The sequence below is a fragment of the uncultured Sphaerochaeta sp. genome (genome assembly GCF_963676625.2).
In the GTDB taxonomy this organism is placed as follows: Bacteria; Spirochaetota; Spirochaetia; order Sphaerochaetales; family Sphaerochaetaceae; genus Sphaerochaeta.
The window spans coordinates 1,139,230-1,164,755 of sequence record NZ_CAXXYB010000004.1; the positions used below are offsets into that span (position 1 = coordinate 1,139,230).

22 protein-coding genes are annotated in these 25,526 nt (G+C 43.9%); 14 read left to right on the forward strand and 8 right to left on the reverse strand.

Features of this window, described 5'->3' with window-relative positions:
• Positions 1 to 223 precede the first annotated feature (223 nt).
• The 6 genes from ACHZBG_RS08250 (at position 224) to ACHZBG_RS08275 (ending at position 7,092) form a co-directional block, all read left to right on the forward strand.
• Complete coding sequence (locus ACHZBG_RS08250; protein ID WP_320128972.1) at positions 224 to 1,222, forward strand: LacI family DNA-binding transcriptional regulator; 999 nt, start codon at positions 224 to 226, stop codon at positions 1,220 to 1,222.
• A 40-nt stretch (positions 1,223 to 1,262) separates the two neighbouring features.
• Positions 1,263 to 2,528 carry an ABC transporter substrate-binding protein gene (locus ACHZBG_RS08255; protein WP_320128973.1) on the forward strand — a complete coding sequence of 422 codons (1,266 nt, stop codon included), beginning with the start codon at positions 1,263 to 1,265 and terminating at the stop codon, positions 2,526 to 2,528.
• A gap of 65 nt (positions 2,529 to 2,593) precedes the next feature.
• A complete protein-coding gene (locus ACHZBG_RS08260) occupies positions 2,594 to 3,466 on the forward strand; it encodes a sugar ABC transporter permease (RefSeq protein WP_320128974.1) in 873 nt (290 codons plus the stop codon).
• The gene (locus ACHZBG_RS08265) at positions 3,463 to 4,290 is read left to right on the forward strand and encodes a carbohydrate ABC transporter permease (RefSeq protein WP_320128975.1); all 828 of its coding nucleotides are present in this window, start codon (positions 3,463 to 3,465) and stop codon (positions 4,288 to 4,290) included. The genes ACHZBG_RS08260 and ACHZBG_RS08265 overlap by 4 nt, the downstream gene beginning before the upstream one ends.
• 4 nt (positions 4,291 to 4,294) lie before the next feature.
• Positions 4,295 to 6,343, forward strand: a complete 2,049-nt coding sequence (locus ACHZBG_RS08270; protein ID WP_320128976.1) for a hypothetical protein — start codon at positions 4,295 to 4,297, stop codon at positions 6,341 to 6,343.
• Positions 6,344 to 6,357: 14 nt separating this feature from the next.
• Positions 6,358 to 7,092, forward strand: a complete 735-nt coding sequence (locus ACHZBG_RS08275) for an endonuclease/exonuclease/phosphatase family protein (protein ID WP_320128977.1) — start codon at positions 6,358 to 6,360, stop codon at positions 7,090 to 7,092.
• A gap of 4 nt (positions 7,093 to 7,096) precedes the next feature.
• On the opposite strand, the gene ACHZBG_RS08280 is transcribed toward ACHZBG_RS08275, so the two are convergent.
• Both ACHZBG_RS08280 and ACHZBG_RS08285 read right to left on the reverse strand, forming a co-directional pair.
• Positions 7,097 to 7,888 (reverse strand): SGNH/GDSL hydrolase family protein, encoded by a 792-nt coding sequence (locus ACHZBG_RS08280; RefSeq protein ID WP_320128978.1) that lies wholly within the window; start codon positions 7,886 to 7,888, stop codon positions 7,097 to 7,099.
• Between the two features lie 261 nt (positions 7,889 to 8,149).
• Complete coding sequence (locus tag ACHZBG_RS08285) at positions 8,150 to 8,893, reverse strand: GntR family transcriptional regulator (RefSeq protein WP_320128979.1); 744 nt, start codon at positions 8,891 to 8,893, stop codon at positions 8,150 to 8,152.
• Between the two features lie 240 nt (positions 8,894 to 9,133).
• Between ACHZBG_RS08285 and ACHZBG_RS08290 the strand changes: the two genes are divergently transcribed.
• The 6 genes from ACHZBG_RS08290 to ACHZBG_RS08315 are packed head-to-tail and all read left to right on the forward strand — an operon-like array spanning position 9,134 to position 14,444.
• The gene (locus ACHZBG_RS08290; protein ID WP_320128980.1) at positions 9,134 to 10,123 is read left to right on the forward strand and encodes a C4-dicarboxylate TRAP transporter substrate-binding protein; all 990 of its coding nucleotides are present in this window, start codon (positions 9,134 to 9,136) and stop codon (positions 10,121 to 10,123) included.
• A 20-nt stretch (positions 10,124 to 10,143) separates the two neighbouring features.
• Entirely contained in the window at positions 10,144 to 10,599 is a 456-nt protein-coding gene (locus tag ACHZBG_RS08295) for a TRAP transporter small permease subunit (protein WP_320128981.1), read from the forward strand.
• 16 nt (positions 10,600 to 10,615) lie between these two features.
• On the forward strand, positions 10,616 to 11,896 hold the full coding sequence (locus tag ACHZBG_RS08300) for a TRAP transporter large permease (RefSeq protein WP_320128982.1): 1,281 nt from the start codon (positions 10,616 to 10,618) through the stop codon (positions 11,894 to 11,896).
• A gap of 39 nt (positions 11,897 to 11,935) precedes the next feature.
• Positions 11,936 to 12,946, forward strand: coding sequence for a 3-dehydro-L-gulonate 2-dehydrogenase (gene yiaK / locus ACHZBG_RS08305; protein WP_320128983.1), 1,011 nt, complete (start codon positions 11,936 to 11,938; stop codon positions 12,944 to 12,946).
• A gap of 11 nt (positions 12,947 to 12,957) precedes the next feature.
• Positions 12,958 to 13,431, forward strand: a complete 474-nt coding sequence (locus ACHZBG_RS08310; RefSeq protein WP_320128984.1) for a YhcH/YjgK/YiaL family protein — start codon at positions 12,958 to 12,960, stop codon at positions 13,429 to 13,431.
• The gene (locus tag ACHZBG_RS08315) at positions 13,428 to 14,444 is read left to right on the forward strand and encodes a zinc-binding alcohol dehydrogenase family protein (RefSeq protein WP_320128985.1); all 1,017 of its coding nucleotides are present in this window, start codon (positions 13,428 to 13,430) and stop codon (positions 14,442 to 14,444) included. The genes ACHZBG_RS08310 and ACHZBG_RS08315 overlap by 4 nt, the downstream gene beginning before the upstream one ends.
• Before the next feature lie 267 nt (positions 14,445 to 14,711).
• On the opposite strand, the gene ACHZBG_RS08320 is transcribed toward ACHZBG_RS08315, so the two are convergent.
• From ACHZBG_RS08320 to ACHZBG_RS08345, 6 genes are all read right to left on the reverse strand, one after another.
• A complete protein-coding gene (locus ACHZBG_RS08320) occupies positions 14,712 to 16,466 on the reverse strand; it encodes an alpha-amylase family glycosyl hydrolase (protein ID WP_320128986.1) in 1,755 nt (584 codons plus the stop codon).
• Positions 16,463 to 17,488: a LacI family DNA-binding transcriptional regulator gene (locus ACHZBG_RS08325; protein ID WP_320128987.1), complete on the reverse strand. Its 1,026-nt coding sequence runs from the start codon at positions 17,486 to 17,488 to the stop codon at positions 16,463 to 16,465. Before ACHZBG_RS08325 ends, ACHZBG_RS08320 begins: the two co-directional genes overlap by 4 nt.
• Positions 17,476 to 18,885, reverse strand: coding sequence for a glycosyltransferase family 4 protein (locus tag ACHZBG_RS08330; protein ID WP_320128988.1), 1,410 nt, complete (start codon positions 18,883 to 18,885; stop codon positions 17,476 to 17,478). Before ACHZBG_RS08330 ends, ACHZBG_RS08325 begins: the two co-directional genes overlap by 13 nt.
• Positions 18,882 to 19,844, reverse strand: a complete 963-nt coding sequence (locus tag ACHZBG_RS08335; protein WP_320128989.1) for a carbohydrate ABC transporter permease — start codon at positions 19,842 to 19,844, stop codon at positions 18,882 to 18,884. Before ACHZBG_RS08335 ends, ACHZBG_RS08330 begins: the two co-directional genes overlap by 4 nt.
• Complete coding sequence (locus ACHZBG_RS08340) at positions 19,838 to 20,752, reverse strand: sugar ABC transporter permease (RefSeq protein ID WP_320128990.1); 915 nt, start codon at positions 20,750 to 20,752, stop codon at positions 19,838 to 19,840. Before ACHZBG_RS08340 ends, ACHZBG_RS08335 begins: the two co-directional genes overlap by 7 nt.
• An 87-nt stretch (positions 20,753 to 20,839) precedes the next feature.
• Positions 20,840 to 22,219 (reverse strand): extracellular solute-binding protein, encoded by a 1,380-nt coding sequence (locus ACHZBG_RS08345; RefSeq protein ID WP_320128991.1) that lies wholly within the window; start codon positions 22,217 to 22,219, stop codon positions 20,840 to 20,842.
• A gap of 419 nt (positions 22,220 to 22,638) precedes the next feature.
• On the opposite strand from ACHZBG_RS08345, the gene ACHZBG_RS08350 reads away from it, so the two are divergent.
• Together ACHZBG_RS08350 and ACHZBG_RS08355 are read left to right on the forward strand one after the other, a co-directional pair.
• The gene (locus ACHZBG_RS08350) at positions 22,639 to 23,001 is read left to right on the forward strand and encodes a MarR family transcriptional regulator (RefSeq protein ID WP_320128992.1); all 363 of its coding nucleotides are present in this window, start codon (positions 22,639 to 22,641) and stop codon (positions 22,999 to 23,001) included.
• A gap of 19 nt (positions 23,002 to 23,020) precedes the next feature.
• Positions 23,021 to 25,525, forward strand: coding sequence for an FAD-dependent oxidoreductase (locus ACHZBG_RS08355; protein WP_320128993.1), 2,505 nt, complete (start codon positions 23,021 to 23,023; stop codon positions 25,523 to 25,525).
• The last annotated feature ends 1 nt before the right edge of the window (position 25,526 follow it).

The window sequence follows — 25,526 nt, forward strand, 5'->3', positions numbered from 1 at the left end:
CTTCTGGTTTTTGGAGGAGATTCGAGCTCTTATGCAGGACAAGGCTCAGAACCCTGGAAGGAAAAGAATACTGAGGGCAACCATTATTAAGGAAAAGCAGAGCAAGTATCATATTGAGGCCGAGATACAATAGAGTTAACGTTAATCCTATTTTTAGGGTCTTTTTGGGGCTAATGCCCCATAAATTTCATAAGTAAACGTGTTTTCATGTTAACCTTAACCCGTGAGTATACTATTAAAGGATATTGCAAGGGCAACAGGATTCTCGATCAATACGGTCTCCCGCGTCATGCGTGGAGACGAAAAAATATCAACTGAAACTGCCAAGATTATCAAGGAAACGGCTGATAAGCTTGGCTATATCCCCAATTCCATTGCCTCAAGCATGCGTTCCAACCGATCAAAGATGGTCGGTATCATTTCTGCCGACTCCGCCAATCCTTTTTTCAGTGAGGTGGTTCGGGGAATCGAGGAAATGGCGAACAAGGCCGAGTATCATATTCTTTTGGCCAGTACCGAAGAATCCATGCAGAAGGAATGCGAATTGATCCGAATGTTTCTCTGCAGGAAAGTCGATGGCATCATCTCGATGCCGGTATTCGATAACAGCAGCAAACACCTCCAACTCTATCAAAACCTCTCCATTCCCTTCATTTTCCCGGGACGACGTCTTGAGGGCTTGAGCGAACACAGCATATTGCACAATGACAGGGAAGGACAACGACAAGTAATAGAGCATCTCATATCCAATGGGCATACAAAGATATTGTATATGGCAGGGCCAAAGAAAGTAAGCAATACCATAGACCGCCTTGCCGGTTTCGCAGAAGCCTATGCAAACAATTCCCTTGAGGTCGACCCAGCCTATATCGTCGAGGCCTCCGGTCATATCGAGGATGGATACTATCTTACCAATCAAGCCCTGAATAAAGGTCTGGGATTCACCGCCATAGCCTGTTTCAACGATATGGTGGCAATGGGTGTGCTCAAGAGCCTGCATGAAAACAATCTAAGGGTCCCCGAGGATATCGAGGTATTCGGCTATGACAATCTATATATGTCCCAATTCATGCAACCCAGTCTCAGTACCGTCGATGTACCGAAGTATCGTCTGGGATATGTTGCCATGGAAACCTTGATCTCCCATATCCAGGACCCAGACCTGGAATACGTAACAAAGGATTTTTCAACTCGGTTGGTTTTCAGAGAAACCTCCCGTTAGAAAAAATATCAATTGTGCATCTAAATTAAGGAGGATTCACATGAGAAAAAACATTTTGCTGATTGCAATGGTGGCAGTACTGGCTTCCGGGCTCTTGTTTGCCCAGGCAACCCAGGAAGAGCCAAAAAAAGAGGGCCCCATTGAACTGACCTTCTGGTCGTTGTTCACTGGTGGAGACGGAGAGTATTTCGATGCAATGATCCAGGAATTCAATGCATCCCAAGACAAGATTGTCATGAAGAATGACATGGTCAAGTTTGACAACTACTATACGAAGCTGACTACGGCACTCGCTGCAAAGACGGCCCCGGACGTAGTGGTCATCCACCAAGGCAACTTGCTTAACTATGTTCCGAGTGGCTCCTTGCTTGCCTTGGATGGTCTTGTTGACAGCACCACACTCGCTGATTTCCAAAAGGCTCCCCTCGATGGTTGCAGGTTTGACGGGAAACTCTATGCACTTCCATTGGATGTCCATCCGATCGTGATGTACTACAACAAAGACCTTCTCGCAAAGGCAGGAATTACCGAGATTCCCCAAAGCGCACAGGATTTGATCAACGCAGGGCTTGCTGTCAAGAAAGCAACCGGTAAATGGGGCTTTGCAATTGACAATACAACAGGCACCTACAAGGCCTATACCCTGACAAGGCTCTTCATGTCCATGGTCGCCCAACAGGGAGGAAGCCTCCTCACAGCTGATGACAAGGCACCCAATTTCGATAATGCCTATGGCTTAAAAGCCTTGAAATGGCTTCAGGAACTGGTCAATACCTATAAGATCAATCCAACCGAACTCGATTATGACGGCGCCATGAATACCTTCAAACTTGGGGATGCTGCTTTCTATTTCAATGGAGTCTGGGCAACAGGCACTCTTGAACAACAGAAAGGCCTTAATTTTGGGGCAGCCCCACTTCCGGCGATCATGGGAGGCCAAGCAGCCTGGGCAGGTTCCCATACCTTTGCCATTCCTACGCAAAAGAACCAGGATCCCCAGAAAGTAAAAGCTGCAGTGACATTCATCGAATGGATGACCAGTCATGGGGAACTCTGGGCCAAGGCAGGTCATATTCCTACCAGAAAGAGCGTGGCAGCCAAGGATAGTTTCAAGGCACTGCCGTATCGAGCGGATTATGCCGCTTCAGCCGCTTTTGCCCTTTCCACACCCCGCACCCCGGCCTGGGAGGAAATCTATGGAACCCTTAGCGACAAACTGGAATATGCGGTGACCAAAAACCAGGATCCCGCACAAGCACTTGCCGATATGTCCAAGACAACAAAGGATATCCTCGCTTCGTATTGATTTATTTCATTCGCATCAGTCTCGCCCCCTACCTCAGGGGGCGATTTTCCAGAAGGAAGGTTATCATGATACCTGGCAACAAGGACAACAGGGATGGAATCCTCTTTTCCCTTCCCTTCCTATGTATCTATACTGCATTTCTGATATTTCCATTGCTATATGGTTTTTATATAAGTTTTTTCAACTGGAATATCTTATCCTCTGCAAAATTCATTGGTTTGGGAAACTACAAAACCCTCTTGACCGATGAAAAATTCTACTCTTCCCTTTGGCATACGCTCCAATTCGTTTTGATCACCACCCCATCCCTTTTGCTTCTAGGTTTCATTATGGCCTTGGCAGTGACTTCAAAATCCCCATTGACCAGAATGATGGAAAATGCCTTTTTCTTCCCCTACATCTTTTCCATGACCGTAGTAAGTACTCTTTGGGCCTGGTTGATGCAAAAAGACTTCGGATTATTCAACCAAACCCTGATTTTTTTCGGCCAGAATCCAGTAAGTTGGCTGACCAACGAACAAATGGCCATATGGTCAGTGTCATTGACAACCCTCTGGTGGACAGCAGGCTTCAACATGGTACTTTTCAGTGCCGGGATAAAACAGATACCCAACGAGGTTTTTGAATCAGCAGCCATCGATGGAGCTTCCTACTGGCAAAGAACCTTCCATATAACGATTCCCTTGGTATCATCCACCACCGTGCTTTGCTTGATTCTCCAAATCATTGCTTCCTTCAACGTATTCGGCCAAGTATACGTCATGACCGGGGGAGGTCCCCACGGCACGACCAGGGTTCTCGTCCAATACATCTATGAATCAGGATTCAAGTACTACAAGATGGGTTACAGCGCTGCCATGAGCTATGTGCTTTTTGTCATCATCATGATTGTCTCCGTCGTACAGTACCTGGCACTGGGAAGGAAGGAAAATGTATGAACAAGACCAATCATTATAAAAAGCTCCTGCTAAGGCTGCTTGAATTGACCTTCATCCTCATCTGGTTCCTTCCCTTGGTCTGGATGGTGCTCACCTCCTTGAAGCTGGAGAATGAAGTCATAACCAAGACCTTCTCCTTTTTCCCCGCGAACCCTACGCTGGACAACTATACAAAGGCCTTTACCTCCACCTATATACTTCATTGGATGGTGAATTCGATCATCGTCTCTTTCGGAGCAATGGTGCTGACCCTCATTGTCGACGCACCGATAGCCTATGCCTTTGCAAAAATCAAGTTCAAGGGAAAAAATCTTCTGTTCTGGATTGTCATGGGAGGCATGATGGTTCCTTTTCAGGTCCTCATTGTTCCCTTGTACCTGCAATTCAACTCCTATGGTATGGTAAATACCCTAGCCGCAGCCCTTTTGCCAAGGATTGCCCTTCCCATCGGTATTTTCATCTTGAAACAGTTCTATGAAGGCATTCCCAATGACCTGGAAGAAGCTGCCTTTATTGATGGGTCTTCCCGACTCAGGATTTTTCTGCGTATCATCCTTCCCTTGGGGCAATCGGCAATGGCAACGGTCATCATTCTCTCCTTCATCAATGCGTGGAATGATTTCCTCTGGCCCCTGATCGTCATAAACGATACCATCAAATACACTATTACTGTCGGAATCGCAAATTTTCAGGGAACCCACGGAACCCAGTATTCACTGATAATGGCAGGGGCCACCATTGCTTCGGTTCCCCAAATCATTTTCTATATTTTCTTCAGAAAAAAGATTATAGCAGGAATTGCCACCAGTGGAATGAAAGGATGACACAATGCAACTCATAAAGTTAGGCAATGACAAAATCCTGGTACAGGATGCGGAACCGTTTTGCATGGTTTCCTATAGCCTCAACCATAATGGAAACAGAGTCCCCTGCTCTGACCTTCTTATCCAAGGGAATGACAGAGTATCCGTTTCGTTTGGAGAAACAGGAAATATTCAGGACATCTTCACGTTCAGTTCCGGTTTTCTGACCTTGCGACGAACCTGGAATCTTGATCAAGGCGGGTCCTATCGGCTTCATGCCGCTTTCTCGTATCCCGACGAGAACAAGGAAAACACGTTGCTGATTCCCTCGGTATGGTACCGGGACAATATCCAGGGGAAAGGTTGTTTTCCATCTTCTGAGAAAGCTCCCGTCTGGTCCTTTCTGGAAACCAGGATGCCAATACCCTGTTGCGAACAATTATCCAATGGCAAGCAGTTTTTTACGTGTGCTACGGAGAAAGCCACAGAACAATGCTTTCTTGCATCGGTAGCCAATGAACGTCACGGAATCATCATATCGATTCCCGGTAGCGAATGGCCTTTCAGCTATGAGGGGAAAACCATCCTTGCCGATACCTCAGATGCAGCGTTGCCGACCTTGCAGGTCGAAACCCTCCCCTTTTGCTATGAACGATCCTTCTTCATTGCCAACCAATCGGCCAAGGATAGCCTGGAAGCCTATCGTTTTTTTGTGGAAGGCTTTCCCCTTCAGTCGAACCAGACCAAAAAAACAACCTTGCTCTGGCCTCAATGGTATGAATACAAGCTTACCAGACTTCTCAACCTCCTGCAAAGAAGCGAAAAGGGATACGCCTTTCTGATCATGGGAGAAGGGAACGGAAAGATCCAGGAAGTATATAATTATACGGCCGCTTCCTTTTTGGTAAAAAGTCTCGAGGCAGCCTATGAGCTTGCCCTTTGCACAAAAAGAGAGGCAAACTCAAGCTTTCTGCAAAAGGCAAGAAAGCGTGTTGCCGATTTATTCGCCCTTCCTGACGATTCCCTGCTTCTTGCTACGCTTGCCATGAAAATAGGACAGTTCTTCCTTGCAGGTGAGATAGAGGACGGAGTGTACCAAGACTGTTATGACCTGAAGGAACAGTGCTGGGGAGGGTATCTTGGCATTGGGGAACATGATGAATTCAGGCATATGGTCAATAGCAGATGCAATGGTGAGGTAATGAAGCACTATGTCCTGCTTTTCGGGGAATTGAATACCCTGGGAATTCGACAGCCCCAATTTTTGAATCTGGCAAAGCGGGTAGCCAGATTTTATTGTGATTGCCAGCTTTTGGGAGGGTCTTTTGGACGCTGGTGGTCCAAGAAAGGAAAACCCGTGGATATCAAGGGGACCAATGGAGCCTATATTGCATCCTTTTTTTCTGCACTCACTCCCTACCTCAATCCTTCAGAGCCACTGAGAAACGATATCCTTGCCGCGCTGCATCAATCATATTGGTATTATGGACAAATGGCTAATGAAGGGAATTTCTACGGGGACACCCTCGATGCCGATTCCTGTGACAAGGAAGCAGGGGTCACCTTGCTTTCGATGTTTCTGGATTTGTATGAGATGGAACAGGATAAAAGACTTTTGGAAAGTGCACAAAAAGCTGCCAATTTCATTCTGTTATGGATTTGGCAAACCGATAGTTATCTTCCAGCTGACAGTGCACTGGGAAAACAAGGTTTTCACACAGAAGGAATGACGTCGGTTTCCGTTGCCCACCATCATCTTGATTTCTATGGAATGGAAATAGGCTACCAATTTCTCAGGTTGGCAAAAGAGACCGGGGACTCGTTCTACAAGAACCAGGCAATCAAGATGATTCGATCTTGCAACCAACTTGTGGCAACCAAAGAGAACGGGCTTGGCCGGGACAGCTCCTTTCTGGGTTGGCAGCCTGAACAGATCAATCATACCCGATGGGATTATTTTGACCGGAAAGCCTATCAACAGGGCTCGTTTGATATAGACGTTGCCTGGGTCACCGTCCTTACCCTTGGATCCTTTCTCCAAATCGAAAAGCATTTTCCTACCGTACTTGCATAAGGAGTGTAATTATCGTGGAACGAATCAGCATCATATCGTTGAATCTCTGGAATACAGAGCACTGGGATGCCCGTAAGGAATGTGTAACAGCGTTTGTACAAACCTATTGCAGCGATATTTTTTGTTTCCAGGAAGTCAGGGAAACAACCTTGGCTGTCTTGGATAAGGCTTTGCCTGAACACCAGCGAATTGTGGGTACTGAACCAGGATGGATATGTGAAAACAGCATCTATGTCAAGAAAGACAAGTTCACCATCCTGGATCGGGGAAGAATAGAGCTAACCATGCCGGAACCCTACAGGGGAGTATTCTGGACAAGGCTCAGGACCTTGGAAGGAAAAGAGCTCTTGGTCGCAACCATGCACCTTACCCATCAATTGAACGCCGATGAATTGAAAACAGGTATACCGTACAGACATGCAGAGGCCAATACGGCAGCAAGGGAACTGAATCTTCTTATCCAGGAAAAAGAGGCCATCGTTTGCGGGGACTTCAATGATCCGGTCCATCCTTCCAGGATACTGCATGAAATTGCCTCTTTCGAGGATGTATTCGAGCATCTGGGCCTTTGTGCTCCCGTTACCTTCCCCTGTCCATTTTTAAGCGAAGAACGATACCTGGTCGAGGCAATCGACAAGATAATGGTCAGGGGAAACCTTACGCCGCTTATGGCGATGTCCCCACAGTATTTCCACAAGGGAGGCGTGCTCTCCGACCACTGGCCTGTCATGGCCATGCTGGAAATCTAGATAGCTATTTTTCTTTCTTTCTTGAAAACCCGGGGATTCTGAAAGAGAGAGGTGCATGACTCTTTTTAGGAGTCGGGACTTCAGGAATTTCGGAAGGAATAGGTTTCTCCATGACTTTTTCAACGATCGGGACTATAGGCTCCTCAAAGGAAGTCTCCCGTTCGTCATTGAACTGCTTTTTGATAATTGGCAGCAAAGCCTTTGCCAGATGTTCGTGATCCTCTGCTTCCATATGAAGTTGGTCTGTTTCACTTGGATTTGCAACTGTTGAGGCATCGAGGAAAAGACAACCATATTCCTGAGCTACTTTCTCAAACAAAGGGGCCAACTGAAGACTTTTCTCGTAGGATTGATAGTCATAGCTGGCAAAGCGGGTGCTTTCAATATCCTTTCCGATTGTTATGGGAGAAATGACCAGTATTTTAGGAACAGTTGCATCATCACCTTGGGAAGTGGTCTGAACGGTCTTGATCAGATTCTCCAGCCCCTTTGCAATGATTTTTGGGTTGGCATTGAAAAGTACCTTGCAATCATTGGTACCTAGGGAGAGTACAACCAAATCCAAGGGTTTATGACTGTTCAAGGAGACAGGAAGCAAAGCCAATCCGTTTCTTCCTGGTTCCAAAGGATCGTCAAAGATTGTATTTCGTCCGCCCAGGCCTTCTTCGATGACATAGTAATCAGATCCAAGGAATTGCTGGAGTAGCCCTGTCCAGCGAACAGAACGGGGCCATCGTCCACCATGGGGGTTTGACCCAAACGTATTTGAATCACCAAAACAAAGAATCGTATGCATGGAACACCTCTATAATAACAATCCAGCACCGTACTGATACGATGCTGGCAACTGTATTCATTTCACGTGCTAAAGAACTACACCTAGATCAACAAAAATACAAGGGGTATTTATCCCTGATAGCCGTTTCGTCGATTTTATTATAGAACTAGATAGGTAGCAACTGATTTTCAAAAATGGTTCTCTTTTCAGAAAGGCAATCGTACAATGCAATAAAATCTTCAGAATCCCATAACCTACCCAATCCATTGATACAACCTACTATTGATTGATGGTTTCAAGAAAATTTTCAGGAAATACTGTACTCTTTTTAGGATAGCACAGACTATTTTTTGCATCATTATATGTAAAAATTTCTTGATGGAGAGCTACAATTTTTGGGATTTCATTGCTAATTCTTGACAAATGTTGGTGAAGGATTTTCAATGCCAGTTCTTCCTTGTTTTCTTCAACAGCTGACAACAACGACGTATGGGCCATTACAACAGAATTTGAAGTACCGCCAACCGAAGAAAGGGACAATAATCTCAGTCTATGTTCATTGAAGGTAAAGCTCAAGGAAAGTTGCCAGCAAGAAGGTTTATTGATTGCCTTGAAAATCTGCTCATGAAAAGCATCATCCAATTTTAGGAATTCAATGATATTTCCAACCTGCAGTGCAATTTTTTGTCTCTCAATCAAGGTTCTCATGGTCTCGAGACTTTCATCAGTATGGTTGGTAAGAAATTCCTTGAGAGCAGATTCTTCAAGACTTTTTCTAAGAAATCTTTCTTCGCTGACTTTGTCGAGATTAATGAGAGAAACCCTTGTTCCGATTTGCGGAAAAATTTCTACAAGATTGTCTACAGCCAGTTTAATCAAAGCTTCACGAACAGGAGAACGACTTACATTCAATTCCTGAGAAAGTATCGCAGCACTCAGGCTATATCCCGGTTTATATTGGAGATTGAGGATTCGTTCCTTGAGAATTGAGTATATATCTTCCGTAGTTGTATTTCTTGTCATATGAAACCCCAATATTTGTCAAAATAATTATACAAGTTTATTTTAGTTAATACATACTAATCGATTAGCTTTTCATTATTATATACTAACATATCAATATAGAAATAAACACCTATAATTTAGCCAAAATAGAGTATATTTTCTTAGTTTCTACCAAAAATAAAAGAAAATAAAAGATTTGACTTCAAAACAAACCAATGCTAACATGCTAGTATGTTAATTCATAAGGAGAGAATCAAAGTGAAAAAAAGGATTGCTTTTGTTTTTTTGCTCGCAGTGATAGGTATGCTGGCATTTGCAAATGGTTCAGCTGAAAAGACTGAAAAAAACTACACCTTGAAGATTGGAACTGTTCTTACCGAAAACGACCCTCTGTTCAAGGGTTTGGAAGGGTTCAAGGCCAAGGTCGAGGAAAGAACGTCAGGAAAGGTAAAGGTGGAACTTTATTCAGGTTCACAGCTTGGTGCCGATGAAGATATTCTGGAGCAGGCAAAAGTTGGTGCGGGTGTAGGGGTAATCACGGATCCAGGCCGAATGAGTAATTATATCAAGGATTTTGGGATTCTTGGAGGACCTTATATAGCTACAGATTATCAGGATGCCCTCAGGCTTATGGACACTTCCGTATATAAAGAACTTGTAGGTGAATTTGAAAACTATGGCTTCAAGATTCTTTCTTTCAATTTCTTCCAAGGTAGTAGAAATCTCTATACTAAAAACCCTGTGACAACACCAGAGGACCTCAAGGGACAGAGAATTCGCTCTTCAGGATCCGCAATCGTAACAAAATCCCTTGAAGCAATGGGAGCCAACACAACCGTCATGCCTTGGTCGGAAGCTTATCAGGCACTTCAGCAAAAAGTAATCGAAGGAGTTGAGGTTCATAACTCTGCGGCTTATGGTGCAAGTATCTATGAAGTCACAAAATATGTAGCAGAGACGGGCCATTTCCAACTTCTTACGGGATTGGTCATTTCAAATGAATGGTTCAAAAAACTTCCAGAGGATTATCAGAAAATACTCGTAGAAGAGTCCTACAATGCCGGTAAGGCAGCTTCAGCCGTAGTGGTTGCCAATGATGCTGAATATCTCAAGAAGAGTGTAGCGGCCGGAGGCCTTACCGTTACGACTGTTGACAAACCAGCATTTATTGCAGCAGCGGAAAAAGCTTACGATGAAGTCGGATATAGGGCATTGAAAGATAAAATAGATATGGAACTTGGTCGTTAGTTAGCTAGTAAGGAGTCAACATGTTTGTGCATAAATTTGAAGGGCTGTTTGTAAGTATTGGTCTTTTATTATTGATATTACTTGTATTTCTTGCAGCCGTACTAAGATTTTTTGGAATAGATATGTCCTGGTCTACTGATTTGGCACAATTGACTTTTGCTTGGGTCTGCTTCATTGGAGCAGACCTGGCTCTCTCAGTCAAAAGACACATGGGTGTCGATATGCTGATTGAAAGATTTCCTATAAAAGTCCAAACGCTTATTAGATTGATCAATAGTATACTGATTCTTGTTTTTCTGGCTTTTGTTACTGTCTACGGTGTCAACTTAAGTATTGTAAATAGCCAAAGAAGCTTTCAGACTTTGCCTATCAGTTACTCATTTGCAACAGCAAGCGCCCCTTTTGGATGTTCTTTAATGATTATTACTATAATCAAACAAATCATAGAATATACCAAAGCGTTAAAAATTAATTAAAAAGTTGGGATGGTATATGATTTTTCTAGCAATTTCATTTATCGTAATGCTGGCCTTCGGGATGCCCGTCGCCTTTGCCGTAGGGATTTCCAGTAGTTTCTATTTTATAAACGAGGCTGTTCCTCTTCAAATCGTCGTTCAACGTATGGTAAGCAGTACTCAATCTTTTTCACTCCTCGCTGTACCCTTTTTCGTTCTGGCAGGAAATCTAATGAACGAAACAGGAATAACCCGCCGTTTGATCAAGTTTGCGACGGTCATTACGGGCCATATGTACGGGGGCCTTGCCCAAGTATCTGTTGTATTAAGTGCCTTGATGGGTGGCATTTCAGGTTCTGCAACAGCTGATGCTGCCATGGAAGCCAGAATTCTCGGTCCTGATATGGAAAAAAGAGGCTTCTCCAAGGGTTTTACAGCTGCAATATTGGCAATGGGAGGTTTAATTGTCTCTACAATACCTCCTAGCATTGGATTGATTCTCTATGGTGTAACCGGAGAAGTTTCAATAGGTAGGTTATTTCTTGCCGGAATTATTCCTGGAGCTTTAATGACCATCGGCTTGATGTTTTCAGTATATTTGATTTCAAGAAAGCGTGATTATAAAAGGGAACTCGAGAAACCTGCATCCTTCAAGGAAGTGATGATAGGATTAAAAGAAAACATATGGGCAATTATCTTCCCGCTTATCCTGATTGTAGGTATACGCTTCGGTATTTTCACGCCTTCGGAGGCAGGAGCCTTTGCCGTAGTTTATGCGTTGGTAATCGGACTTTTTGTATATCGGGAACTTACATTCTCCAAGTTACTTGAAGTCCTGCACCAAACATCGATTGATCTTGCCGTAATCATGATCATCATCATCTGTTCGAATGCTTTCGGATATGCCTTGGTTACCGGACAAGTTCCACAAACTCTTGCAAGGGCCATTTTGACAGTTTCAACAAATCAATATCTTATACTCCTGATAATTATGGTATTTGTCTTCATAATTGGAATGTTTATGGAAGCAACGGCAAATGTACTCATCCTTACACCAATTTTTCTTCCTATCATAACTCGATTGGGATTTGATCCTGTACATTTTGGAATCCTATTTATGATACTGATCACGATGGGAGGAATGACGCCTCCAATTGGAGTGACAATGTATTCGACTTGTTCGATTCTTGGATGTCCAATTGATATCTATACAAAAGAAGCCTTACCTTTTATCGCTACTATCGTTCTGTTGTTGGTAGTGCTGGCAATATTTCCTCAAATTGTACTATTCCTACCCAATTTAGTTTATGGCATATAGAAATTAAAATTGTTCGTTATGAAATCCAAGGAGAAAAATATGAGACTTTCATTTGATGAGATTCAGAAAGAAATCAAACGTGTTTTCGTAAAGTATGGAATGACAGAAGAGAAAGCTGATACCTGTGCAAGAATCCATACAGAATCAACCTATGATGGAATTTATTCCCATGGTACAAATCGAGTTGCCCGTTTTGTTGATTATATAAAAAAAGGTTGGGTTGATATCAATGCAGAACCGACGGTCGAAAAAGAATTTGGGGCAATTAAGATACTCGATGGAAATATGGGACCAGGAGTCCTTAATGCTTTGTATGGAACCGATTGCGCAATTGAATTGGCGAACGCTTATGGCATTGGAATGGTAGGCATCAAGAACACAACCCACTGGATGCGTGGTGGCACCTATGGTTTGTATGCTGCCAACAAAGGCTATATAGCTATTATGTGGACCAATACTGAATCTTGCATGCCCCCATGGGGAGGTAAGGAATGTCGGCTTGGCAATAACCCCTTTGTCATGGCAATCCCTGGACCAGAGGGCAAACCTGCTCTCCAACTTGATATGGCCATAAGCCAATATGCCTACGGAAAACTACAGGTAACCAGACTAGCCGGCAAAAAGCTTCCATTTCCCGGTGGCTTTGATAAAGATGGAAATATTACCGATGATCCCGGTGCAATTGAGGAGTCAATGCGCATCATGCCAATCGGTTATTGGAAGGGTTCAAGTTTCTCTTTCATGCTCGACATACTAGGAAGTGCACTTACTGGTGGAATCGGAGCCGAGGATTTAGACAAAAAAGGCATGGGAAGTTGCGGTGGAGCCTCACAAGTAATCATTGTTATTGATCCAAAACAAACTTGCGATCGTTCCTATATGTCAGAAATTGTCGAAAAAGCTACAGCATATATCAAGAGCTCGGCATTGTCTGAAAATTCCACTGGAATTTATGCGCCAGGTGAAGACTATGTAGCTTTCAGAAAACAACACGATGAAAAAGGTATTTTTGTCGACGACTCAGTATGGGCTGAAATTAAAACATTATAGGAAAAGAACAAATGATATTTGATCACATTCAATATGCTGAAAGGTATCAGCATATTGATGAAAATTTAAAAAAAGCTTTGCATTTTATTTTTGAACATGCTGATGATCTTACTCTTGCTGACGGTAAATATGAGATCGTAAAAGATGAAGTCGTGGCATTTGTGGTCTCAAAAACAACGCAACCTGACAAGCTACAAAAGATGGAAACTCATCAAAATCTTATGGATGTCCATTACGTCCTTGTTGGTTCAGAGGTTTGTGGATTGACCGCGCATTTTGGAAAAGATGGTGCATATGATTCTGCAAATGATATTACATTCAGCAATTGTGATACAGAAAATTCGCTGCTTGTTCAACAAGGTGAATTTTATGCTGTTTGGCCAGAAGAAGCGCACAAGCCTCTTGTCAATGCAACCAAGGAATTGGGGAATGTGAGGAAAATCATCTGCAAAGTCAAGCTTAAGACCATAGGGAATAAATCATGAAAGCTATACGAATCGAAGAACCTGGTAAAATTGATATAGTCGACATCCCTATGTCAAGAATAGAAAATGACAATGAAATACTTATCAAAATCATGGCTGCGGGAATTTGTGGCAGTGATATTGGTATCTTCAAGGGAAGCAATCCAGTTGCAACATATCCACGTATAATCGGACATGAAATGACCGGGATTGTTACTGAAATAGGCCAGGGTGTTACTAAATTTTCTGTTGGCGACCACGTGATTGTCAAACAAACTGAAAGTTGTGGTCATTGTTATGCTTGCGAACATGGACGTGATAACGTTTGTGTGGATTTAAAAGTACGGGGAGTAAACATTGACGGTGGCTATCGGGAGTACTTAACTGTTCCAGAGACTTCAGCATATAAAATTGCGGATGTGCTGGATTTTAAGACAGCAGTATTGATCGAACCCTTTACCATTGCATTTCAAGCATGTTCAAGAGGTCGGTTACAAGAGGATGATGTGCTTCTTGTGTATGGTGCAGGAGCTCTTGGTTCAACTATAATCGAAGTAGCCCACAGTTTTGGTTGCAAGATTATTGTCATTGATATTCAAGAAGATAAACTTCAACAAGCACTCAAACATGGGGCTTCCGTCGTACTCAATGGAAAAAGCAAAACGTTAAAACAAGAAATCCTTTCAGTCTCAAATAATTATGGACCAACTATTTGTATTGATAGTGTCTGTACTCCAAGTTCTATCGAATTTCTGCTTGATGTAGTCGGAAATGCTGGTCGGTTGATAACGATGGGATTCGATCCCCGTCCCTCAGCAATCTCCCAATTTAAAATTACGGCAAGGGAAATAGATATCATCGGTTCCCGCCTTCAACACGGAAACTTTGAGAAAGTAATCAAATTATTCGAAAATGGGACAATCAATCCAACTGATATGATATCCCATATTTTTCACTATACTGATGTCAAAGAAGCTTTTGAAGTTATTAAAAGTGGTAATTTCAGAAAAATTGTTTTGGATTTCAGCAATTGAATCAAGTTCCTGATCCAAAGAAATCACCTTCTGGCTCGATTTCTTTGGATTGGACAATCCCCCAAGAATGTCAAGCAGAAACCACTTGTCCAAGAACTAGAAAGCAAGATTTTGAATGCTTTGGTTACCATGAGATTAAAAAACTTCTACAAACAGATTTTCCTATAGGCCAAAAAACCAAGCAATCACAATGTCTTCAAAACTATCTACTATCTGCAGAAGAAAATCTTAATCTGTTCGGAAGGTACACGACATGAAAAAAAACAATTACTGAGGGGAAAGACATAACTGTTTGAATATTGCTACTTGATAGGGTCGTAGGACAATTTCCTTGTTATCAAGATTCCCGAAATCCTCTCCCATCAAATTCTCGAAAGGCCCCAAGAAAGAAGGTATTCCCTCAAGACAGAGAACTTGATCGAGGGAACTTACATTCACCACTACCAACAGACTTGCTGAGTCTTGGTGCGAGCGCCGTTCGATGATAAAACAGGAAGGGTTTGAACATTCAGGAATGTCTTGGTCTGCCGTTGCAGAAAAAGCAGGTTCGGCTTTTCGAAGTTGCAAGAGCTGAAGTTGTCGAGAAAGGACTTTTGCCCGTATGGAGGAAGAATCAGAAAGCTCTGTTTGCAGGGCCTCAAGATTCAGTTGCTCCCTATTTATCCTTCGAGGATGGACCTTGAGTTCCGGATCACCATACCAGTTTTGGGAGCCTACCAGACTATGGATATAGATGCCCGGAATACCCTTGAAAAATATCATGATGGCACAGGCGGCCACGAATCGATCGATGGCCATTGTTTCGGATTCATTCTCAACCAAGTCGGATAATGCAGAAAAATAGTTGATGTTCAGTTCATAGGGACGAGTTGTTCCATCGGCCTCGTTCTTCCTGGAAACAAAGCCACCCTGTGCAATTGCATGCTCTGCCATTGCCTCTATCTTTTTATCATCAAGAATTCCCACGACCGGCATGAGACCAATGCCATCATGAGATGCAAGGAAATTAAGGAACGAGACTTTCACTGAAGGCAAACGAAGCGTTTTGGCCCAAGAATGCAAGGCTGTGGCATCCTGGGAAAGAAAGGTATGGTATACAAGCGGAGGCAAAGGGAAATTATAGACCATGGTCGCTTCATCGCTTCCATTCCCGAAATAGGAAATATTATCCCGATGGGGAACATTCGTTTCGGTCAAGAGAAAACTCTGGGGAGCAAGGATATCGAGAATCCAGGAAAAAAGCCTGATAATTGCATGGGTCTTTGGATGGTGTATACACGAAGTACCGAACTCCTTCCAAAGAAAGGCAACGGCATCGAGCCGAACTATCGACACACCTTTGCCGACATAGGCAAGAAACACTTCCAGCATGGAGTAAAGCACCTTGGGGTTATGATAGTTCACATCAATCTGATCCTTGCTGAAAGTAGTCCAGACCAAACGTTTCCCCTCTGAGGTATCGACGGAAGTCAGCAAAGGAAGCGTCCTGGGCCTGAATACATAACGAAGATTTTCCTCCCCGGTAAGGAAGATGGCAAAATCCTTGTATTCAGGATTCCCCGAGAAACACTCCTGTATCCAGTAATTCGACCGGGAAAGATGATTGGCGACAAGGTCAAACATCAACTGATACCTACTGCCAAGCAGTGCAATATCATCCCAGGTCCCAAGCCTCGGGTCAACCGCAAAAGGGTCAACCACCGAAAATCCGTCGTCGGAGGAAGAAGGATAAAAAGGCAAGATATGCACGGTGGAAAGAGCATCACCGACATAGGTATCCAAGAATTTCAGCAAAGAGGCAAGCGGGGCTAAGTTCTCGGAATACAGGGAATCTCCATAGGTTATCAACAGTGCAGTATGCCGGTCCAATCTGTTCTGATGGCTTCCAACAGGCCTTCCGTTTACTTGGATGAAAGAGGCTATCAAATCATAATATCGTCCGGTCCATTCATCTGCGATTTCTTTCCCGTATATTTCCCTGAGTTGCCTATTCAGATTTCTCTGCAAGACTTCGTTTGTCATGTGGATTTCCTGATGATCAATTCAGGTTTCAACAGGATCTGTCGATCTTTCAAAGCTTCTTCAGGAAGAACGATACCTGCATTCTTTTCCTTGATGGTATCAAGAAGCAATTTTGTCACCATTTTTCCTATTTCCCGAATGGGTTGCCGGATAGTCGTAAGTGCCGGACGATACATCGAGGCCATGGGAATATCATCAAACCCAGTTACGGCAAGGTCCTTTCCAATCTTCAAGCCCTGTTCCTTGGCTGCATTGATGGCACCAAAGGCAATGATATCATTGAACCCTATGATTGCCGTTGGAGGATTGGGAAGGGATAAAAGGCTCTTGGTTTGTTCATATCCGTCTTTTTGGTCGAAACTGCCTTCCCGAATCAATTGAGGATCCAAGACAAGTCCCAGTTGTTTCATTTTTGCTTGTACGCCTGATAAACGCTTTGCTGCAAACAGTACCGATAAAGGAGGACAGATGCAGGCAATACGGGTATGTCCCTTGGAAACCAGATGCTCAACGACCAGACCCATCGCATACTCACCGTCTTCTTCCACATAGGGAAGGGAAGAAGTTCCCTCGATCATACCAAAGGCAGCAAAGGGGAATTGCAAGGAATTGAGAAATTGAACCCGAGGGTCATCCCTTAACGTTCGACTTAAGATAAACCCGTCTACCCTGCGTCCAGAAATCAACTTCCTATAGTTGGAAAGTTCATCCTCCTCCTGCGCGTAGGCCACAAGCAGATCGATACCCTGATTTGACGCTTCCTCCCCGATTCCTGCAAGAAATTCACAAAAGAAAGACTCCGCATAGCCCTTGGAGGAAACCGGAGCAATGACTCCTATAGTATCCGCCGACTGTTTCTGTAGACGTTGCGCCAAGGTATTGGGAAAATATCCCATCTCTTCTGCTGCCTTACGTACGATGAGTATCGTATCGGGACTCACATCGGAACACCCAGCAAGGGCGCGAGACACAGTCGTGACAGAACGGTTTACCTTATGTCCGATATCTTTCAAAGTGACCATTTTTTCTTACTCCAAATTTCCCAGTATTTTTTCAGGGAAACAGATAAAGCATCCAGGGAAAAATGTTTCCTGGCTATCCTAAAATTCAATTCTACCATATTCAACCTGACTTGTCTGTCAAAGAGAACTGACAAAATCTGCCTGCAAGCTTCCTGTATCCGCTTTTCACCCACCTTGGCAAACCCATCCTCATCAAAGTCAAAAGTATCACCCAACGAGATTGTCTGAAAACCAAACGAAGCGATATCCTTCTTGAAAACAGGATATTCAAACAAAAGAATCGGCAATTTCGCCCGTACTGCTTCAAGGAATTGATTCCCCCAACCTTCCCAATAAGAAGGATAGGAAACAATATCGGCATTGGCATAGGCATCCCAAAGGCTATACGTTTTCTGTCCATTCGTCTCACTCCGTTCAGAAGCGATCCGATTTCCAAGATACAGAAGCTCCACGCCTAGAATCTTTGCCTTGTTTTGCAATCGATCCAGGTAATTTGATTGATCATCCTTGCAACTACCTGCAAGGACAAGAACAATCCTGCTTGTTTGACTGTATGGTAAGTCTTTGTAGGAATTTTTCCCGATATATCCTGCCATCTTCTTTGTCAATTCCGCAACCACATCGAGGGCCAGCTCTATTCCCTTTCGGGGAATGATGCGCGTTGCCTGGAGAATGACAATATCATCAGCAAAAAGATTGAAAGCAGCTCTGAAATCGGCATTGAAAACATCAATCTGCCAAGGTTCCTTCGAGAAATCAAAGACGTTGGGAATTACGGAGGACTCAAGCCCCTTCCGATCAAGCAAAGCCTTCTGTGCAAAACTATTGATCACTACATGAGAATAGGATTGCTCATGGGGAGGAAGGAAACAATCGGCAACTTCCATTGCAGTCTTGCAGGTCAGGGAAACCTTTCCCACCCGTTCCCAATAGAAATCATGGTTGTGGGACAGCACCGATAGTCTTGGATGTAGGACAATCACCTGATTTACTGCAATGGCAGCAGAAGGATGGACGCCTACGGACCAAATATTTTCCACTATCAGCACATCAAGGGCATTTTGTTCAATCCAAGTATCAAGTTTCCCCTGGATCAAGTCTGCCCAGTGGTATAACTTTGTACGATACTGATCTTCATCCTTGTAAGGAAGCAAGGAAGAGAACGTGGCTCCATTGAGTTTTTCAATTTCAGGCAGATGATACGCAAGCTCTTGGATGATGGTGCAGTTTTTCAATGAAGAGGCATTTCCCGCCTCCCCGCTACAAAAGAAAACAATATGCCCTGCTGTTTCAAGCACCTGTTTCCATTTTTCCATTTCAAGGGAAACTCCATCGGTTTCACCTATCTTGAAATGAATCATTCCTATGTGAAGGGATTTTTGTTCTGTGGCCTTCATTCCTTTACACCCCCGGCAGAAAGCCCTTGCGTAAGATTTTTCTGTATGGACATAAACAAGATCATTACGGGAATCGCAGTCATCATGGAGGCTGCCATGATACGATCCCAGATTGCATTTTTCGATACAAACAAGGTCTTCAATCCCAAGGGAAGTGTATAGAGGTTCTTGAAACTCTTCAGGAAAACAGAAGCAAACATATATTCATTCCAGGCAATCATGAAACAATAGATAAAGACTGTAAAGATTGCACCAATTGAAAGAGGTATGATTATCTTTATTATGGTACCAAATCTACTCAAGCCCTCGATCATTGCAGCCTCTTCGATGGAATAGGGTATCGTCCTGAAATAATTACCCAGCATATATAGGGAAACAGGAAGGGTTTGCACGACATAGACAAGGATAAGGCTTGCCATGGTCCCTCCGGGAGTACCGAGAAATCCCAGGGAGGCAAGAATGCGATAAAGGGGAATAAGAAGCAAAATCCCCCCGAACATATAGACAAACAAGACGCCCCGCTGGATTACCGATCGTCCTATGAATTTCAACCGGCTGAATGCATAGGCCCCGAAAATCGCGAAACATACGGAAATGAATGAAGCTATGAAAGAGACAAGGGCAGAATTCCTGAAATATTTGAAAAAGGGAAAGATATCCCCGGTATTCCGGTACTTTGCAATAATGGTCTTTTTTTGTGCAGCTGTCAGATCAGGGGATTCCTCAAGTAGCATCCTAACCGATTCAGGAACTGTTTTCATATCAGTACCGATATTCAGCAATTCACTATAGGCTTCAAGATTTATCTTTTTCGGAATCCAGGAAGGGTTTCCCCAATCCCAGGAATATTTAAGGGAAAGGGAAAGCATTTGTCCAAAAGGAAAAATACAGAACGCCACGATTGCCACTATCATGAGAAAAAATAACAGGCTCTTGAAAAAGTTCTTTCTTTTTACCATTTAAGGACCTTCTTTACATAAAAGAGGATAAAACCTATCAGCAAAACAAACTGAATGACGGCAAGGGTTGCTCCTTGTCCGAGGTTCATGGTACCGGTAAAGGCTTTTAAATAAGTATATACAGAGAATACCTTTACATTACTGCTCAATAAATAGACCTCGTCAAATTTATTGAAGTTCCATATTACCCGTAGAAGGATGAGGGCATTGACCACAAAATAAATCTCCGGCAAGGTAATTGCCTTGAATTGCTGCCAGGAGGAAGCTCCATCGACCTCCGTAGCCTCATACAGATTTCGGTCAATTGCCTGGAGACGGGAAAGAACCATAAGATAGGTGAACGGAAAGTTTTTCCATATGCTAAACAAAATGGCGGCCCATACAGCGGTCGAGGGGTCTCCTACAACGTTTATTCGATGGGAAAGCCAGCCAAGTTTTGAATAAAAAACATCCATGAATATTCCATTTACCGGATCAAATACAAACTGCCAGGCAAATACCACGGAAATCACGGGAGCAACATAGGGAAGAAGCACGATACTTCGGACCAAACCTCTCAAAGGGAATTTTCTGTTAAGGGCCAAAGCAACGACCACTCCCAAAAAAGTTGTCCCGACAGTAGTGAGAACCACATAGAGAACCGTCGTTGCCAAGGCAGAACGAAACTCCTGGTCCCTCAGGACATTCTTGTAATTGGATAACCCGACGAATATTCGTTTTCCCGTGAGGTCAAAATCAAATAAACTTAAATACGAATTATAGAGAATCGGGTACAGGATAAGGACTACGATAATTATTACCGAAGGAAGAACCAAGGACCAACCCAAAGCCTGATCCTGCTGGGACCTTGTAAGGGAATGCCTGCCCTTGACAGGATATCGTTGGTTGTCAACGTTCTTTAGCACCATACAGCAGTACCTCTACCAGTATTGAATTTTGAAAACTGAGAAAAGACAGGGAAAGGAAAATTTCCTTTCCCTGAATGAAAGATCTACTTACTTTATTATCTTCTTCATTTCTGCCTCGGCCCAGGACATTGCCGAATCGACTGGCATATTTTCCTGAGTGACTTTATAGAGCATCTGGGGAATGATTTGCTTTGCCGTAATCTCACTTGCAGCTTCAATCCTCACTCCATCCACAATACTAAAGGTCTTTATATTTTCCAGTCCCCCGATGATCTCCCCCATCTTCTTCTGACCATAGCGTTTGAACAATCCTGAAGGATCATTCTGGAACCGTGGATTCGTGGCAATTTCCTTGAGCATGGGATTCATCCCACCGGGAGCCATATGAAGGAACGTGATATAAGCATTCTGGGTATAGAGATATTCAACAAACTTCATTGCAGCTGCGGTTTTCGCCTTATCAGTCTGATTGAACAGACCAAGGGCAACGACCGTCCCATACCCGGCAGGAACCTTATGGGAAACAAGGGAGGCAATCTCGGTATTGTTTACCAAGTCAGGATCAAAACTTGAACCTTTCAGGTCCTTGAAATTCTCTCCGGTCAAGGATCCTGCAGCGGCATCCTGCACCGCAAGATCATCCATGATGTAGGTCGAATAGAAGAACATCGCCATCTTTCCCTGCAGATAATAGTCACGGGCTCTCCAAGTCTGAGGACCTGGGGGATTGTATTTTGCAAGTTCAGCATAGTACGTAACCGCTTCCTTCATCTCGGGAGAATTGAAAATCAATTTTTTATCTGCATTGAACAAAGCCGCCTCATTCGACATGGCAATCGGGGTAAAGCATTGTTCGGTATAGGACTCAGGCAGGGTACCTACCAAGATTCCATACTGGTTCTGTTCTGGTTTATAAAAATACTTGGCAGCCGCGAGAATATCTTCCCAAGTGGTGGGAGCTGCAAGCCCGGCTTCCTTGAACCAGTCTGCCCTATACCATATTCCCTGGACCCATCCATGATATGGCAGTGCATAGTATTGATCCTTGGTTGTGGTCTCCAGGACTTTCAGGGGACCGGAATAAAAACGATCGACACCAATACCCTTTATGATCTTGGTAGCGCTTACGGTATCAAGCATATTCTGGGTACCAAAAGATACTACTGTCTCGGCAGGGCCTTCAAAAAGTGCAGGTAAAGCACCCGTGGCCTTTGCCGTCTGGGCCTGGGTGGATAGATCATTCTCGTCGACGGGAATCACGTTGATCGCGATATCTGGATTGAGTGCCATAAAAGTATCGACGAGAACCTGTATGGTTGCCATCCTGTCAGATTGAGTTTCCGTTGTCCAGAATTCAATCGAAACAGGACCTTTCGAGGATTCTTCAGCTTGGGCCTGGGCAAATAAAATTCCAGGGGCCAATATTGCCAAAACTAGAACAGTTAGCAGCAACACTCCTTTTTTCATCTTAATCTCCTTTTTTTTCTTTGATTGTTGTTTGTTTTTCACAACAAAAGTAATCCAAAACGTTTTGAATACACTTAATACTAAATCCAAAACGTTTTGGGAGTCAAGAAAAAGTTTGTTTATTTTTAACCGCTCTTTATCTCTCCATAATAAATCACCTAGGAAAACCTCAAAATGAGCAAGAATTTCTATCTTAAAACGCTAATTAATTTAATGTGTAAATATTCTTATGAAACTAATATTTATATAATTAATACATAATTATCATGTTTAATAATCTATTTTTCACATTATATCTGTTTATTCTTTACTTTTCGTATCGATTTTACGAAAAACATAAACTTCCCTTGACCTGACTTTCTTTCTGACATATATTTGTCATGAGCAATAATTGCTACTAAGAAATATATCGGAGTATCATGATGTTGGACCTCTGTTCTATACGAAAACTGCAAACAGCCATAAGGACCTTTGAGGAAAACCTCAAGAAAGAGACGGGACTATCCTTGAACGATGCCCTGCTTCTTTGCGCAACCCGTAAGGGAATCAACGAGCCGGGAGCCTTGGCCAAGGAACTTGAACTCTCTCCCTCACGCCTTACCAGGGTGCTCGATACCCTGGAAAAAAGAGATCTCATTGTACGGAAGGTATCACAAACCGATAGAAGAGGCATTTCCGTCTCCCTTACCGAAGCAGGCCAGGAATTGATTGGCAACTACAGTTGCAGCGGGATACAAGTTCCTGAAGAGCTCAAATTTACCCAAACAGAACAAAACAACTAATCTTAAGGAGGAACTATATATGTCTAAATACGTTATCGTCGGAGGAGTCGCAGGAGGCGCCGGAACTGCTGCCAGACTCAGGAGACTTGATGAGAAAGCAGAGATCATCATGTTTGAACGCGGGGAATATATCAGTTTTGCAAACTGTGGACTCCCCTATTATTCAGGCAACGTCATTACCGAACGCTCCAGATTGTTTGTCATGACCCCTGAAAAATTCAAACAGTCACTTAATGTAGAGGCGCGAGTCCTATCAGACGTGGTTGCCATCAACCGAAAAGAAAAATCCGTCCACATCAAGAACCTGAGAGACAACACCGAATATGATGAACGCTACGATGTGCTGATCCTCAGTCCGGGTGCCAGTCCCATCAAGCCACCGATACCAGGCATTGACAATCCCTCCATCATGTCCCTCCGATCGGTATCGGATATCGATAAGATCAAAGAAAAAATCGATAATCCCGCAACAAAACGCGCTGTTGTGGTCGGCGGTGGTTTCATTGGCCTGGAGATGGCAGAGAACCTCAAGGAACGAGGACTCGAAGTCTCGGTCGTTGAAGCCCTTGAACAAGTGATGAATGTCATTGATTATGATCTTGCAGCCGAAGTTCAGCAACATATGCGACTGAAAGGTGTTCATCTGTATCTCAAGGATGGTGTCTCTTCCTTTGAGAAACATGAATCCCTGGTAACCGTTCGTCTATCCTCAGGCACCCTTATCGATGCAGATATCGTCATTCTCTCCATCGGAGTCAGACCGGATACCTCGTTTATCAAGGAAGCCGGGATAGAAGTGGCCAAGAACGGAGCCATCAAGGTTGACCAATATTTCACCACCAACGACAAGGATATCCGTGCCGTCGGCGATGCCATTGAATTTATCAGCCCCCTGACCAAGACAGCTCTCACAGTCCCTCTTGCAGGACCTGCCAACAAACAGGCAAGACTTTGTGCAGACAACATCGTGCTTGGCAACAAACACCCCTACGGCGGAACCATTGCAACCAGTATTGCCAAGGTATTCGACTTGACCGTTGCCTCGACAGGCTTGACTGAAAAGGGTTTGAAGAGAGCCGAACTACCTTTCCGTGAAGCAGTGACCCATGCAGGAAGCAACGCTGGATATTACCCTGGTTCCAAGCAAATGACCTTGAAAATTCTGTACCATCCGACAACCGGACAAGTCTGGGGAGCCCAGGCAGTAGGATATGTCGGTGTGGACAAACGTATCGATGTCATCTCCGCTTTCATTGGCAAGGAAGGAACCGTACAGGATCTGGCTGAATTTGAGCAGGCCTATGCTCCACCGTTCTCAAGTGCAAAGGACCCCACCAACATGGTTGGATTCATCGGGGAAAATGTACTCAACGGACTTTCCGATACCATTACTTGGGAAGAAGCCGCCCAAAAGCAGGAAGCAGGGGCTTTCATGCTCGATGTGCGCAGCCAAGAAGAGTTTTCCCTTGGCAAGATTGAGAATGCCCACAACATCCCCCATACTGAACTGAGAAACAGACTTGCCGAGGTTCCCAAGGATACGGAAATCGTCATCAACTGTGCAATCGGTCTTCGTGGATATTTAGCTGAACGCATACTCAGGCAAAATGGCTACACCAAGGTCTACAATCTTACAGGAGGATTCAAGACCTGGGAAGTTGCAATGCGAGAAAAGGAACTTCTTGAAAACAAGGGTAAGGAAACTATCAAGCTTGAAGGAGCCCCTTCGACCCTCAATGAAGACGGAAGCTTCCGCAAGCCTTCCGAAGGCAAGCTTTTTGAAGTTGATGCCTGTGGCCTGCAATGTCCGGGTCCCATCATCAAACTCAAGAAAGAAATTGACAAACTTGAACATGGTGATCGTCTTTTCATCAAGGCTTCCGACCCAGGATTTGCCGTTGACGTACAGTCTTGGTGCTCGCTCACCGGAAACGACCTTGTTTCCTTGGTTACCAAGGAAGGAATCGTTGAAGCTGTCATAGGAAAAGGAAATCCTGATATCTGTTCGATGCCCGATTCCCTTTCCGGATCAAAACCAGCCATCTGCAATCCTGACAATGGTGCTACCCTGATCGTATTCTCCAATGACCTGGACAAAGCCCTCGCCTCCTTCGTACTCGCCAATGGTGCGGCGGCAACAGGCAAGACCGTAACGATGTTCTTTACCTTCTGGGGACTTTCGGTACTGCGAAAGAAAAATGCTCCCAAGGTAAAAAAAGATTTTGTGGCCAAGATGTTTGGCGCCATGCTCCCCAAGGGGATGGAAGATCTGTCTCTCTCATCCATGAATTTTGGCGGAATGGGAGCCAGCATGATGAAAGGCAGGATGAAAAAGAAGAACGTCGACCAGGTACACCAGATGTACGCCCAGGCAAAGGATGCCGGAGTACGTATGATCGCCTGTCAGATGTCCATGGATATTATGGGTATTACAAAAGAAGAACTGCTTGATGGAATCGAAATCGGAGGAGTAGCAACATATATGGGTGCTGCTTCCCAGAGTAAAGTCAACCTGTTCGTCTAGA

Bases quoted from the DNA above. Each gene is read 5' to 3' on its own strand.
- ACHZBG_RS08255 (WP_320128973.1), top strand. From the start codon at position 1,263: ATGAGAAAAAACATTTTGCTGATTGCAATGGTGGCAGTACTGGCTTCC.
- ACHZBG_RS08260 (WP_320128974.1), top strand. From the start codon at position 2,594: ATGATACCTGGCAACAAGGACAACAGGGATGGAATCCTCTTTTCCCTT.
- ACHZBG_RS08265 (WP_320128975.1), top strand. From the start codon at position 3,463: ATGAACAAGACCAATCATTATAAAAAGCTCCTGCTAAGGCTGCTTGAA.
- ACHZBG_RS08270 (WP_320128976.1), top strand. From the start codon at position 4,295: ATGCAACTCATAAAGTTAGGCAATGACAAAATCCTGGTACAGGATGCG.
- ACHZBG_RS08280 (WP_320128978.1), bottom strand. From the start codon at position 7,888: ATGCATACGATTCTTTGTTTTGGTGATTCAAATACGTTTGGGTCAAAC.
- ACHZBG_RS08285 (WP_320128979.1), bottom strand. From the start codon at position 8,893: ATGACAAGAAATACAACTACGGAAGATATATACTCAATTCTCAAGGAA.
- ACHZBG_RS08295 (WP_320128981.1), top strand. From the start codon at position 10,144: ATGTTTGTGCATAAATTTGAAGGGCTGTTTGTAAGTATTGGTCTTTTA.
- ACHZBG_RS08300 (WP_320128982.1), top strand. From the start codon at position 10,616: ATGATTTTTCTAGCAATTTCATTTATCGTAATGCTGGCCTTCGGGATG.
- yiaK (WP_320128983.1), top strand. From the start codon at position 11,936: ATGAGACTTTCATTTGATGAGATTCAGAAAGAAATCAAACGTGTTTTC.
- ACHZBG_RS08310 (WP_320128984.1), top strand. From the start codon at position 12,958: ATGATATTTGATCACATTCAATATGCTGAAAGGTATCAGCATATTGAT.
- ACHZBG_RS08315 (WP_320128985.1), top strand. From the start codon at position 13,428: ATGAAAGCTATACGAATCGAAGAACCTGGTAAAATTGATATAGTCGAC.
- ACHZBG_RS08320 (WP_320128986.1), bottom strand. From the start codon at position 16,466: ATGACAAACGAAGTCTTGCAGAGAAATCTGAATAGGCAACTCAGGGAA.
- ACHZBG_RS08325 (WP_320128987.1), bottom strand. From the start codon at position 17,488: ATGGTCACTTTGAAAGATATCGGACATAAGGTAAACCGTTCTGTCACG.
- ACHZBG_RS08330 (WP_320128988.1), bottom strand. From the start codon at position 18,885: ATGAAGGCCACAGAACAAAAATCCCTTCACATAGGAATGATTCATTTC.
- ACHZBG_RS08335 (WP_320128989.1), bottom strand. From the start codon at position 19,844: ATGGTAAAAAGAAAGAACTTTTTCAAGAGCCTGTTATTTTTTCTCATG.
- ACHZBG_RS08340 (WP_320128990.1), bottom strand. From the start codon at position 20,752: ATGGTGCTAAAGAACGTTGACAACCAACGATATCCTGTCAAGGGCAGG.
- ACHZBG_RS08345 (WP_320128991.1), bottom strand. From the start codon at position 22,219: ATGAAAAAAGGAGTGTTGCTGCTAACTGTTCTAGTTTTGGCAATATTG.
- ACHZBG_RS08350 (WP_320128992.1), top strand. From the start codon at position 22,639: ATGATGTTGGACCTCTGTTCTATACGAAAACTGCAAACAGCCATAAGG.
- ACHZBG_RS08355 (WP_320128993.1), top strand. From the start codon at position 23,021: ATGTCTAAATACGTTATCGTCGGAGGAGTCGCAGGAGGCGCCGGAACT.